The sequence below is a fragment of the Bacillota bacterium genome (assembly GCA_036504675.1).
Lineage (GTDB): Bacteria > Bacillota > Sulfobacillia > JAJYWN01 > JAJZPE01 > DASXUT01.
This window is the reverse complement of record DASXUT010000171.1, coordinates 1-13,169: the sequence shown is the minus strand read 5'-3', so window position 1 is coordinate 13,169 and position 13,169 is coordinate 1. Positions and strand designations below refer to the sequence as shown.

Genomic DNA, 13,169 nt, shown 5'->3' with positions numbered 1-13,169 from the left:
GATGTCGGACTCAGTTGATTATATGGTTGGATGGGCCGACGTCATAAAGCGGCTAAGTGGGTCGGAGGACATGTAAGGAAATGACCAGCGCAGTTGAGGTTTCTTTCAATGATTTTGTGGATTATCTTAACGCTTACTCGGTTTCTGGTCTGCTCTCAAAGAAGGAGTTGGTTGACTCTCTTAAGGGTGTGCACAAAAGGATCTATGCCCTTATCTGTTGGCAAATAGAACTCAGTAGGGGCAAGAAAGAGGGATACCGAGTCTGGCTGAATGAGTCTGTGTCGGACCTCATTCAGATTCTTCCACTATTGGTCCAAGGTTACTACAAGGCATGCGCTGCCATGCATCGTAGTGCTATAGAGAACTTCGTGAGGTTTGTTGTGGCTAACGGTGGTAAAGATCCCAATGCAATTCAGAGTACCCCGGATTTGTTTGATACAGCCAAGGCGTTAGCAAGAACTGATCCTGAGCTCGCAACACGTCTTTCCTTGCTTCGCCAAGGCTATACGAATTTATGCAATTATGTACATTCTGCCGGCAAACCGTATTGTACTTTTGCGGAGGCACTCAAGGAATATCCGGCCTTTGATCCTCAGGCCCTCGATACAGTTGTCAAGGAACTAGTACGCTCAATCCGAGCAATGAACGGTTACTTGCTACTGATTAAGGCTCCCCAGTTTGCTTCTATGTTCCACGCAAATAGGGATGCGGTCCTGGACGTACTGACCCCGTCAGAGAAACGCCTTATTGTTTAGTTGCAGCAGATGCGTGGTCTCAACATTGTCGTCTCTAGAAGGGCTGGTCCCTGGCTAACCGGTTCCACTCCCGGGTCCAGACCACCTGCCGGGCCAATGAGCGTGGCCCCTCCCCGGTGAGCAGTCAGTCAAACGGTTTGTCGCCACTGCAGAGAAGAGGGTCGCGTCTCAGCCGACGCGGCCCTCTTCGTCATCCCTCGATGATCTCCACGTTGGCCCGGGGGACGGTGACCACCCGCCCGTCCTCCAGGCGGCAGCGGAGGATCCTCACCTTGGCCTCGGTCTCGATCAGCTGGAGCTCGGGCGGCAAGTCGACGACCCGGGCCAGGAGCCCGAAATAGGGCTCGCGGATGACCCGGACGAGGGTCCCGGGGACCAACCCCTTTTGGACCTCGTCGGCGGCCACCCGGCCGACCGGCTTGTGCCCGGGGGCGATGAGCTCCGGCCGCATCACGCCGGCGCGGATCTGGGTCGCCCCGTTGATCGAGGCCGTCTCCCCGTCCAAGGCCTGGAACAGCTTGAAGGTCTTGTCGGCCATCTTGATCTGGCCGAAGCCCTCGCTGACGATGACGGTGATGGGGATGTCCTCGTGACCGGTGATGGCCACCCCGATGTCGTAGCCGAGCAGGGAGACGAGGTCGGAGTCGATGATCCCACCGGCGACGACCCCGGCCACCCCGACCTCGATGGCTCGCTTCAGAGCTGGGCCGGTGACCAGCGAACCGCCGACGATGATCTTTCCCCGGTGCTCGGGGGTCACCGCCGACGCGTCGAGGACGTCGGTCGGAGACTTGCCGAGCAGCTTGATCTGGCCCCGGGTCTCGCCGCCGACGCCGAAGATCCCCTGGATGAAGGCCCCAGCGGCCTCGACCACCACCCCCTCGCGGGGGAGGACCTCGACCACCTTGCCCTTGATGTAGGCCCTCACCTGCACCGGGATGGGCGGCTCGCGGAGGGTCACCTGCCCGGTCACCCCGGAGATGAGTTCGACCGTGCCGTCGATGGGCGACTTCAATTCCCGCTTGGAGAGACCGAAGAATGACGCCGACTTGGCGATGACCTCGCCCCTCTGAAGCTTGTCACCGACCTTCTTGAGCATCCGCGCCGGGACGTCCTCCGGCTCGATGGCCAGGTCGTGGGCGACGTTGACCGAGACGGGGTTACCCGGAAGGTCGGTCTTGGCCACCACGTCCTCGGGCTCGACCAGATCGCCGACCTTGACCAGGACCTCGCCGAGGAGCGGGAGGCGACGGACCTTCTGAACGACGGTCTGTTCAGTGACCTTCAACCCTGGAGTGTAGGCGTGGGCCATGGTTTCTCCCCTCCCCCCTACTTCTGGCGGTACCGGGCCAGGATCTCCCGGGGATAGACGTCGAGGCGGTCGATCCACTCGAGGAGCTTCCGCTTCCGAAGGCCCGGGTCGCCCGGAAGGCCAAAGGGCTGGCGCCCGCGGGCGTCGATAATCAGCCCGACCACCCCGCCGAGCAGGTTCTGGGACAGGCTCCGACCGCGCCCGGCCCCGACGTCGAAGGAGCGACCCGGGTGGACCTCCACCTCGGCCGGCCTGCCCTCCTCCAGGGGGATGGCCGTGATCTGCCCGTAGGCGACCTCCTCGGTGATCGTCCGGCCGTCCGGGAGGCGGACCTTGACCGTCAGCGCCGGCTCACCCTCGCGACCCGGCCCGACCGGGGCGATGGCCGTCCCCAGACGGACCAGGCAATCGCGGCCAAAGACCTGCGCGGCGGCCTGCGGGTGGACCGTGGAGAGGACGCCGAGCTGTGGCATCATGAAGATGGAGTCCACCGCCAGCTGAGTGAGGCCTTCTGGCTGGAAGGCGTCGAGGAGCATCAGGGCGGCCTGGACCCGGCGCGGGGCGTGGGACAGGACGCCCCCCGAGCCGATGAGCATGCCCAGCTTCATCAGGTCGATCAGGGACTGGCCGGTGCCCGTCTGGTCGAGGGCCGACCCGATGTCGCGGATCTGCTGGATGCCGCGTAGGCCCACCGCCAGGCTCTTGTGATGGATGAAGGCCAGGCGCAGGGCCTCGCGGGAGATGGCCTGCTCGATGATGAGCTCGTCGAGGGTCTGGGGGATGGTCGTCGGCCTGATCATCTTGTTCCGGATGCGGTTCCTGAGGTCCGCCTCGCTGATGTCGAAGGGCACCCAGCGCATGATGTTGGGCACGCCGGCCTCGAGGAGGACGTTGCAGATGGAATAGCTCATCCCGAGGTTCGCCGAGACGGTCCGGTTGAACAACTCGTAGTCCTCGCCAAAGACGGAGAAGACGTCGGTGGTCGCCCCGCCGATGTCCACCCCGACCACGGTGATCTTGTGTTCCTTGGCCGCGTTCTGCATCCCCAGCCCGACCGCCCCGGGGGTGGGCATGATCGGCACCGGGGTCCACTTCATCAGCTTGTCGTAACCCGGGGCCTGGGCCATCACGTGCTCCATGAAGAGCCGGTGAATCTCCTCGCGGGCCGGGCCGAGGACCTCCTTCTCGAGGACCGGCCGAAGGTTGTCGACCATCCGCAGGTCGGTCTTGGCCCCGAGGATCTTGGTCACGTAGCCGCGGGCGTCCTTATTCCCCGCGTAGATCACCGGGAGCTTGAAGCCGATCCCCAGGCGCGGCTTGGGCTCGGCCGCCGAGATCAGCTCGGCGATCTGGGCGACGTGGGTGATCGTCCCGCCGTCGATCCCGCCGGAGAGAAGGATCATATCCGGCCGGAGGTGCCTAATCCGTTGGATCCTCTGGTAGGGCAGCCGGCCATCGTCGATGGAAATGACGTCCATGACGATGGCCCCCGCCCCCAGGGCCGCCCGCTGGGCGCTCTCGGCGGTCATGATCTTGACCACCCCGGCGACCATCATCTGCAGACCGCCGCCGGCGCTGGAGGTCGACAGGTAGAGGTCAACGCCGGAACCGTCTTTCTGGCGGGGAGTGATGACCCCTTTGTCATCAAGGAGGCGACGGCCGGTCAGCTCCTCGACTTCCCGGATGGCGTTCCTGGCTCCGGCGGTGACATCTTCGAAGGGCTTCTCCACGGTGGTCGGGGCCTCGCCACGGACGATCAGGCGGTACTCCCCGTCGACCTTGTCGATGAGGATGGCCTTGGTCGTCGTGCTTCCACAATCGGTCGCCAGGACCGAGTTGATCTCCCGGCCGAGTTGGAACTTGGCCCCCTGGGTGTGCTCGGACATGGCCCTCCTCCTCTTTATGTAAACCATGCGGGGCACCCACGGATCCACCACGAATCCGGTGAAGGTGACGTAATAGCCCTTGACTATAGACTGAAAGCCCAGCTGCGCTGGGCTGTCAGGTTACTTCCGGCGGAAAAGCCGGCCGATTGCGCCCCGGATACCGCCGGGGCTTGCGGGCTCGACCGGGCCGCGGGCGGCCTCCGGACCGCCTTGAGCCCGGCCGCGGGCCTCCGCGCGGGCCTTCTTCTTGGCCTTCAGGGCCGCCACATCGTCCTCGTGAATGAGGTCTTCGAGGCGGTTGATCAGCCGGTCGATGTTCTTGCGCTCGGACATCAGGTGGCCAATCTCAGTGGCCAACCGGTTGTCGAAGATGGTGTTGACGAATGGGGCGAAGAAGTGCACCGCCTGGCTGCCCACGTAGGTGATGGGGCGGTTCATCTCGATGAAAAAGACGGCCGCCGTGGTCAGACCGCGCTTGTGAATCTGTTGCGCGGCCCATTCGATGATCTCGTCCCGCCGTTCCGGCGTGATCTCCAAGACCGGCGTCAGCGGGCCGGGTACCGATCTATCCGGCCTCATCCTATCACCTCTCCGGTGGACTCTGTCATTCCTGTTTCGGTACCTGCTTTGGAGCCTGCCGCCGGCCGGTCGCGTCCTCCTCGGCGGCCAGCGCCTCGAGCCGGGCGAGCAGTCGTTCCACGTTGCCCCGGTCTTCGAGGAGGTGACCGTAAGCCTCGACCCGGTCGAGACCGAAGACCGGCGCGGCCATCGGTCCCAGAAAGTGGACCCACTGGGAACCGAGCCACGATAACGGTTTGAAGGCCTCCCCGTAGAGCACGGCCGGGGTGATCAACCCGAGACGCTGAATCAGCCTGGCCGCGTCCTCGATGACCCGTTGGTCGCCGTCCTTCTCATTCATCTCCGCGCCCCCTGTTCGATGCCTTTGGGTAAGCATCTCACCGGGGCGAGGGGCCTAGTCGGCGCCGGGCGCCCAGACTCAGAAGACCTCGACGTTGGCCCGCGGGACGATCACCTTCTCCCGGCAGGCCTCCAGCTCCAGCTCGACCACGGGGACCTTGGCCTCGGTCTCGACCACCCGCGATTCACGGGGGATGGCCGTGATCCGGCCGAGTCGGCCGAAATAGGGGGCGTTGATCACCCTGACCAACTGCCCGAGACAGAGGTCCTCGTCGACGACCTTGGCCGCGATGACCTCGCCGGTCCAGTCGGGGAAAGGGACGATGACCTCGGGGCGGATGGCCCCGGCCCGGATCTGGGTAGCCCCGTTGATCGAGGCGTGCCGGCCCTCGAGGTTCTTCAGGACGTTCCAGGCTTCCTCGTGCATGCCGAGCCGGCCGAAGCCCTCCATCAGGATGACCGTGGTCGGGATATCCTCCTGACCGGTGATCCCCACGCCGAGCTTGACCCCGAGCGACTTGACGATGTTGAGGTAATTGGCGGTCCCGGTAATGACCCCTTTGACCCCCAGGTCGACCGCCTTCTTGAGGGCCTCGTTGGTGGCGAAGGCGCCGCCGATGACGATCTTCCCCTCGCACTCAGGGGTGATCATCGTCTCGGTCAGGGTTTCGTCGGGCGAACCGCAGAGCCCCTTGAGGTCGCCGTGGGTCTCCCGGCCGACCCCGAAGATGCCCGTCAACCGGACGGCCGCCGCCTCGACGACGACCCCGCGCGCCGGGATGACCTCTCTGACCGTCCCCCGGAAGTAGCCCTTGACGACGACCTCCTTGAAGGGGCGGGAGATGGTCACGTAGCCGGTCTGGTCATTGACCTCGGAGATGATCCCGGAGATAGGGGTCCTGGCCGTCTTGGTGAAGAAGGCCTGGGCCTCGCCCTTCTTGGCGACGAACTGCCCGCGCTTGACCTCGTCACCGATCTTCTTCAGCATGAACTTGGGCAGGTCGCGCGGCTTGCACTGGAGCTCGTAGGCGGCGTCGAAGCTGACCGGGGGTTCCTCCTTCCCAAACTCCTCCCGGATGACCACTCGGCCGGACTTCTCCGAGATGTCTTCGATCACCCCGTCGGTCGGGGCCTCATACTCCTTGCGCCCGTATATGCCACGCTCAGCCCGGGCGATGACTTCCTTCATCTTGACCCGCTCGCCGACCTTCCTCAACATGGCCGTGGGCAGGACGCAGGTCTCGATGCCGAGCAGGCGGGCCACCGGGATGACCCAGGGGATGCCGGGCTTGAGGCTGATCTTGGCGACGATGGTCTCGGGATCGACCGGGTCGCCCACCTTGGCCAGGACCTCACCGGGCAACGGGAGCTTCCGGTGCTTGCGGACGATGGTCACGGGATAGCGGGCGTTGGGGTTACCGGCGCCCGAGTCTGCCGAAGAGGCCACCCCGGTCGCCCCCCTTCTCGCCGCCGGCCGCCGCGGCCTTCGCCCGAACCGGGCTCTCGGCCTGGTACCGCTGGATGAACTCGGTCGGATAGACGTTCAGGGCTTCGATCCACCTGGTCAGTTTGGCCACCCGCTCGCGGTCATTCTGGGGGAGTTCGAGGGGCCGGCCGCGGCCGTCGATGACGACGCCGACCAGGCCGCCGTCGAGGGTGGCCTCGATCCTCTTGCCCTTGCCCTCCCCCAGGTCGAACCCGCCCTGCGGCTGGATCTCCGCCTTGGCCTTGGCGCCGACCGGTAGGGGGATCCGCTTCATCTCGCCGAAGACCATCTTCTCCTCGACGCAGCATCCGTCGGGCATGGCGACCTTGATGGTCCCGATGACCTGCCCGTCACGGGCCTTCCCCACCGGGGCCACGCAGGTCCCCAGGCGGACCAGGCAGTCCTTGTCGAAGACCTCGGCGGCCACTTCCGGATGGGTCGAGGCCAGCACGCCCAGGTGCGGCATCATGAAGATAGAGTCCACCGCCAGCTGGGTCACGCCTTCCGGGAGGAAGGAATCGATCAGCATCAGGGTGGCCTGCTCGCGCCGCGGGGCGTGGGACAGGACCCCGCCCGACCCGACCAGTATGTGCAGCTTCATCAGGTCGATGACCTCTTCGCCGAAGGCCTTCGTCCACTTCGACTGGGTCCGCCACCCGGCCGAGATTTCCTCGGTCTCGACCTTCCGAGCCAGGCTCTTGTGGTGGATGAAGGACAGCCTCAGGGCCTCACGGGCGATGGCCTGCTCGACGATGAGCTTGTCGAGGGTCTGGGGGATGGCCGTCGGCCGGACCATCTTGTTGGAGATCCAGTCGGACAGGCCTTCCTCGTCGACCTCGAAGGGGATCCACCGCCGGATGTTCTCGAACCCCGCCTCCTCGAGGACGTTGCAGACGCTGTAGCTCATCCCCAGGTTGGCGCTGACGGTGCGGGTGAAGGTCCCGTCAAAGTCGGAGAAGACATCGGTCGTGGCCCCGCCGATGTCGACCCCGACGATGTTCGCCTGGTACTGCTTGGCCATGACCATGATGATGCTGCCGACGGCGCCGGGGGTCGGCATGATCGTCACATCGACCCACTTCATCAGTTCCCCGTAGCCGGGAGCTTGGGCCATGACGTGGTTCATGAACAGGTCATGGATGGCCTCGCGGGCCGGCCCGAGGTTCTCCAGGTCATGCCGCGGCCGGAGATTCTCGACGATGTGGACGTCCAGCTCTTTCTCGGCGATGGACTGGACCATGTCCTGGGCGTCCTTGTTGCCCGCATAGACCAGAGGAAGCTTGTAGGTGGCCCCGAAACGTGGTTGCGGGCTGGCCTGGACGATGGTCTCGGCGATGGCGGCGATGTAGGCCACCGAGCCGCCGTCGACCCCGCCGGACATCAGGATGATATCTGGACGCAACTCGGTGATCCGGGTGATCTGTTCGGAGGTGGACCGGCCGTCGTCCACGGCGACGACGTCGAGGACGACCGCCCCGGCCCCCAGCGCGGCCCGGTGGGCGCTGGATGCGCTGATGCTGGAGACCAGGCCGGCGACCATCATCTGCAGACCGCCACCGGCACTGCTGGTCGAAACGTAATAATCGACACCCTTGTCGCCCTGCCGGGGACGGATCAGGTGCCCTGTTTCATCAAGCAAAGGTCTTTGAGTTAGCTCTTCAACGCGGCGGATGGCCTTGCGCACCCCGATCATCACGTTCTCCCACGGGGCTTCGACCGTGGTCGGCATCTCGCCACGGGTCACAAGGCGATATTCGTCGCCCTTTTTTTCGATTAGGATCGCCTTAGTCGTTGTGCTACCAACGTCCGTGGCCAAGATGGACTCGATAGCCCTGCCATCCCCGGACATCTGATACCTCCTTCGGAGACTCCGATGGCGCTAGCCTGGCCTCGCGGGGCTCGGCGCAAGGCGCGCGGCCGGCGCCGCCGCCCATGAGCCGGACCACTTTCTCGGTGTTGCCGTATTGCGAATCGTGGACGACGAGGGTGTTCATATCTGACCTCTGTATGTTTGGTGACCGGAATGAAGATGGGGGAGGAAAAGCCCACCCGGTGCGAGTGGGCTTTTCCTCTCCGCGACGCTCGCGGGTCAACCCCGCCGAGCTAGTCCGTCACTTGAGGATGTGTAACCAGTCCCCCATCAGGAACTGCATCCGGCCGACGAAGAGGGTCACGCGGTACAGGACCGTGTTGCCGAAGGCCGCGCCGAGGGCGATCATAATCACCCAGCGGCCGAGCTCGGCCGTATACCCCACAGCCGTACGTTCCTTGCGGACGGTGAAGAAGAAGTAGGCCAGGGCCGTGACCACACATACGAACAAGAGGATAGCGTTGATGTCCCGCCCGATCGTCTTAAGCCCCCAGAACTTGATGAACGTCGACGTGATCTGCGGGAACAACGCGGCCGGCTGGAAGCCAAGGGTCAGGCCGACGCCGTACCCCACCCAGAACGACATCGGGTAACGGGCGATCCAGCTCAGTGAAGGGATGAACATGAAGTAGACCATCAACCCGAGGATGATCGGAATGATATAGCTGTAGAATCCCTTCTTGAGGATGTCGTCGGCGATGGTCGGCTTGATGTAGGAATGGTAGGTCAGGCCGACGGAATAGGCAAAGTACAACCCCACGAAGATGTGCTGGAAGAGGTCGAACACGGGGTTGTCCTTGATCAGGAAGGTCAGCACGGCCAAGGTGACGATGGCTCCGGTCAGGTTGGCCGGATTCAGGATGTTAGCCAAAACGGTTTCACCTCCTCCTTAGGTCATAAGGAGAACGGGCTCTTTCAACCCCGTGTCACTTCTTACCGCGGGTCGCGAGGTAACCGACGTTACCAACGACGATGAACAGGGTGATCAGCACCGCCGCCAGGGATTGCGAGTCCATACCGGCGGCCGCCTTGCCCACGGCCTTGGCCAGGATCTCGTACTCGGCCGCCCCGCGGAGTCCGCCCATCAGACCCTTGTACTGACCTGACTGGACGTAAGGCATCTCCTGGGGAACCGAGACGTTGACCACCGCCGTGGCCATCGGGATCTTCTCCGGGGTAGCCACGAAGTTCAGGTAGTCGACGGTGCCGGGGTCACCGGCGGCGATGTCGACCACGAAGTTGACGTACTGGGCGGTCAACCGCTTGACCTGCTGTCCCAGAGGCGAGCTGGTAATCGGCTTGCCGTTATGGTCGACTCCGGCCGCCCCGTTGTTGACATCGGTGACCATGGCCCGGAGAGCTACCCCGTTACCCGGCTTGTAGCCGATGTTCAGGAAGTCCGTCCCTTCAACCTTCTTGTACTTTTTCGCCACGGGCTCGACCAGTTGCTTGAAGATCTGGCCCCCGTTAGGCCACATGGCGAAGCCAACGACTTTCAAGTTCTTCTGGAAGGCGTGGTCCAGCAGCACGCTGACCATCGGGAACTGCTCAGCCTTGCTGCTGACGTTGAAGTCCATGCCGATCCAGATCACCGACCCAGGCGGTAGAGCGTCGACCGCCTCAAACATCGTCCTGGTCGTGTTGCCCACCTTAACCGGGAGACCGATCGGATTGAGAAGGGCGATTACGACGACCAGGGCCAGTAGTAAGTAGATCCACCGTCGGTCAATGGATTGCAGTCGTTCCATGAGCTCACACCTCCTTCCCGAACGCGATTACTTGGCCCCGGTTCCTCCGAGGTGGGCGCGCTCAAGCCCGAGCAGGATCCGGAAGGCGACGGCGAAAGCGCCGATGGCCGCGCCAATGATGATGGCTCGGAACCCACCGGTGTTGGGGACGTTCATCACCCAATCGGCCGCCTCACCCCAGCTGGGGAATCTCCAAAAACCCGAGCCCCAGCCCTTGACAAAGGCGTCGCCGATCGGGGCCCGCCCAAGGAGGACGAGGACGGCGGCGATCAGGAGGACCGTGGCTTCCTTGGTCCGCACCCGGAAGGCCCGATAGGCGGCTGAGGCGATGAAGAAGGCGATCAGGGCGAACATCGTCGAGTCGCCGGGGGTGATGACGTTATTGTAGATCCACACCGCCTGCGGCCCGTCAACGGTCTGCTGGATCGCCAGGGCGCTGTACCCGTACATGCAGATCAGCAGGGCGATGCTGTTCCACCAGCCCTCTCTCCGCCGACGGATGTGGTTGACGTGGACCCTGGTCAGGTTGATCACGCCGAGGAGGATGGCGAACGACACTGAGATGACGTACCACTTGTCGAGGACGTCGGTCAACCCCAGCTGCTTGCCGGAGAAGAAGTACTGGGAGAAGATCAGGGACAGGGCACTGAGGATGGTCACGATCATCGGCAGTTCCTTACGCAACTAGCGCACCTCCTTTGCCGGTAGATTTTCAGCTTTCACAAACGACCGTCCGAGCGACCTACATCTTGAGGATCGTGGTCAGCCAATTGGTCTTGACCCCCAAGTTGGCGATGACCGTCCCCGCGATGATCAGGGCGAAGATGAAGATCTTGGCCCAGTCCTGGCCGACCAGGGAGCCGTACATGACGGGCTCCTTGGATAGATAAGCCGAGGCGGCGTAGATCTCCTCGCCGATCAGGGTGTAGTCGCAAGCGGTGATGAAGAACGGGAGCTGTGACTGCTGAGCGGTACCGGCAATCTGGATGGCGCCGACGAAGGAGGCGGTCTCCGCGAACAACAGTGACTCGGCCCAAAAAGCGCCGATCATGATGTTGGCGGCCGGCTTCTCCTTTTGGAACATGTTCATGACGTTGCTGGCGTAGGCGAACTGCTGGTCCGACATGAACTGGATGTCGTCCGGGTTGTAGGCGTCCGGGCGCCCGGCCTCGAGGTAGGCCTGCTTGACGATTTCCTCGTTGATCGCCAGGATGACGTAGTCGGCGTTGGTCTGGATCAGCCGGGTGTCATACTTGGCGCACAACTTGGCCACGTAGCTCAGGAACCCAAAGGCGGCGAAGCACTGCTGTTGCTGGTTGTTCATTCCCCCGAGGCCCGGGGTGAAGTGGACCGGACGGCCCATTTCCGTCGCCCGACCGATGGCCTCGTCAAGGGCCTCGAGACCATTGATCTTGCGGATCTCCGGGATCTTCATGCCGGCCCGCGCCCTGGTGACGAGGAACCAGACGATCCCCAGGAAGATCAACAAGAGGACGAACTGCGAGAACATGCCCTTGGAGAAGACTCCGAGGAACGGGGCTTCTTTCGCGGCTTCAGCGGCCAAAAGCATTCAGTTTTCACCTCCTCTCCGCTTTCCAAATAGCTGCTCATTCGCCGGGGGCGGGCGTGTCCTTCGCGGCTTTGAAGGGACGGTCGCCACGACCCCGGCGAAAGGGATTCTCCCCGCGTGGGTCCCCGCCGGTTGGTCCTTCCTGCCGGTCGGGCCTGGATACCACGCTTAGAGTCTATTAGCCAATTCCGGCGATATGTCCGACGGTTGAACCGTGGTGGCTGGTCTTATTCCCGGTGAACAGAAATCACCCAAGGTCGACTACCTTGGGTGAGTGACTGCCCCCTCGCAGTGAAACGGGCGGTACCCCAAGTTAGTCCTTATTCGTCGGTCGAGCATCTAACGAACTCAGCCCTAACTATGTGGGGTTCCTGCGGCCGGGAGTGGGTTTTGTGCCTGACTATTGGCGCTTTGCTCGTAAACAGTCTTGCCTGTATGTTCTTTGCTTTCGGTCTATTCGCCGTTGGAGGCCGGACTCCTGCTTCGGCTCCGGGGTCTGGGCGAAAAAGGGTCGGGTCTTGGGCTCCCCCCCGGCCCTGTTCCCTTCCTTTCTAGTCGTCCTCTCTAGTCGTCCTCCTCCTCGATGAGTTCGGCCAGCTGCTCCGCGGTGACCACGTTCTCCCGGACGATCCGCAGGACTTCCCCCCGGTTTTCCGGGCCGAAGTAGAGCAAGAGCCCTTTCAAGACCCTGCCCCGCAGGGACCGCTGGTCGAACAGGAGCTGGACCGAATCGGGATGGACGGCGTAATCATTGAAGCGCAACCACGACTTGTCTTCACGGAAGAGGAGGTTGCCCATCTTCACCCGACGGGTCGTGAGCTCGTAGGAAATGGGAAAAACCCAGGCCGAGATGGAGGCGGTGATGATCACGACGGCCACGACCGCCCACCAAGCTCCGAGGCCGCCGACCAGGAAAAGGACGGCGGTGGCGGCGATGCCCACGGCGGTCCAGAGGGACCTTCGCGGGTACTGGCGGGCCAGGTGGACGGACCAGCGCAAGAGGGTCTCTTCCTCAGCCTCGGGCGGCCGTGGCGTGGCCGGCTCGGGGGCTGACGCGGTGGCCGGCGCCCTGACCCCGCCCCCTGGAACGGGGCGGAACGGCCGGTCCCCCGGGGCCCGGCCGCGGCGGCCGGCGGGCGACCGACCGGCAGTGGTCGGTCTCTGGCCTCGCGATGGAGTCTTGCCGGGTGGCCGTCCTGGACCGTCTTGTGGCACGTCAGAACCTCCTTTCCCAAGGGGTCTTTACAATTCTGGGGGCCTCCTCAAAAAACCTGCCGATTCAGAACCTTTTCACGTTATGGAAGATTTGGGCCGCTTGACTTCGATGGTCGCCTCGGCCACCAGCGGCAGCGAGGTCTTCGACCACTGGCCCAGAAAGACTCCCTTGACGACGTAGTCTCCCGCCGGCAGGTCGCGTCCGGCGTCGTCGCGCCCGTCCCACGAGGCTCTGAAGGTGGTCTTCTGGCCGGGCGCGAGGGTCAGGTCCGACGGACTCAACTGCACGTCGCGGTCGCGCGACCACTGCCAGACCACCCGGTTGGCCCGCTCGGCGGTGAAGTCGGCTTTCAGGGTGGTCTGAAACGCAAGGGTCTGGGCGGAAGGCCCATCGTTCTGAACCGTCAGG

Annotated in this window: 13 protein-coding genes; 1 reads left to right on the top strand and 12 read right to left on the bottom strand. The window is 63.6% G+C overall.

From position 1 onward, the window contains the following. Positions 1 to 80 precede the first annotated feature (80 nt). A complete protein-coding gene (locus tag VGL40_13430; protein HEY3316264.1) occupies positions 81 to 755 on the top strand; it encodes a hypothetical protein in 675 nt (224 codons plus the stop codon). A gap of 190 nt (positions 756 to 945) precedes the next feature. Here the strand turns inward: VGL40_13430 and VGL40_13425 are convergent, their stop codons facing one another. From VGL40_13425 to VGL40_13370, 12 genes are all read right to left on the bottom strand, one after another. Next, positions 946 to 2,067 carry a hypothetical protein gene (locus VGL40_13425; GenBank protein HEY3316263.1) on the bottom strand — a complete coding sequence of 374 codons (1,122 nt, stop codon included), beginning with the start codon at positions 2,065 to 2,067 and terminating at the stop codon, positions 946 to 948. Positions 2,068 to 2,084: 17 nt separating this feature from the next. Beyond that, entirely contained in the window at positions 2,085 to 3,953 is a 1,869-nt protein-coding gene (locus VGL40_13420; protein ID HEY3316262.1) for a glutamate mutase L, read from the bottom strand. Positions 3,954 to 4,073: 120 nt separating this feature from the next. Then, positions 4,074 to 4,532 (bottom strand): hypothetical protein, encoded by a 459-nt coding sequence (locus VGL40_13415; GenBank protein HEY3316261.1) that lies wholly within the window; start codon positions 4,530 to 4,532, stop codon positions 4,074 to 4,076. A gap of 25 nt (positions 4,533 to 4,557) precedes the next feature. Further along, positions 4,558 to 4,872: a hypothetical protein gene (locus VGL40_13410; GenBank protein HEY3316260.1), complete on the bottom strand. Its 315-nt coding sequence runs from the start codon at positions 4,870 to 4,872 to the stop codon at positions 4,558 to 4,560. A gap of 78 nt (positions 4,873 to 4,950) precedes the next feature. After that, complete coding sequence (locus tag VGL40_13405) at positions 4,951 to 6,318, bottom strand: hypothetical protein (protein ID HEY3316259.1); 1,368 nt, start codon at positions 6,316 to 6,318, stop codon at positions 4,951 to 4,953. After that, on the bottom strand, positions 6,287 to 8,206 hold the full coding sequence (locus tag VGL40_13400; GenBank protein ID HEY3316258.1) for a glutamate mutase L: 1,920 nt from the start codon (positions 8,204 to 8,206) through the stop codon (positions 6,287 to 6,289). The genes VGL40_13405 and VGL40_13400 overlap by 32 nt, the downstream gene beginning before the upstream one ends. Before the next feature lie 262 nt (positions 8,207 to 8,468). After that, positions 8,469 to 9,098, bottom strand: a complete 630-nt coding sequence (locus VGL40_13395; protein HEY3316257.1) for a hypothetical protein — start codon at positions 9,096 to 9,098, stop codon at positions 8,469 to 8,471. Positions 9,099 to 9,153: 55 nt separating this feature from the next. After that, complete coding sequence (locus VGL40_13390) at positions 9,154 to 9,975, bottom strand: hypothetical protein (protein HEY3316256.1); 822 nt, start codon at positions 9,973 to 9,975, stop codon at positions 9,154 to 9,156. A 27-nt stretch (positions 9,976 to 10,002) separates the two neighbouring features. Then, a complete protein-coding gene (locus tag VGL40_13385) occupies positions 10,003 to 10,659 on the bottom strand; it encodes a hypothetical protein (GenBank protein ID HEY3316255.1) in 657 nt (218 codons plus the stop codon). Positions 10,660 to 10,717: 58 nt separating this feature from the next. Continuing rightward, the gene (locus tag VGL40_13380) at positions 10,718 to 11,545 is read right to left on the bottom strand and encodes a DUF6754 domain-containing protein (protein HEY3316254.1); all 828 of its coding nucleotides are present in this window, start codon (positions 11,543 to 11,545) and stop codon (positions 10,718 to 10,720) included. Between the two features lie 564 nt (positions 11,546 to 12,109). After that, entirely contained in the window at positions 12,110 to 12,544 is a 435-nt protein-coding gene (locus VGL40_13375; GenBank protein HEY3316253.1) for a hypothetical protein, read from the bottom strand. Between the two features lie 291 nt (positions 12,545 to 12,835). Beyond that, positions 12,836 to 13,169: BsuPI-related putative proteinase inhibitor (locus VGL40_13370; GenBank protein ID HEY3316252.1), on the bottom strand; the 334-nt coding region annotated here is incomplete at its 5' end.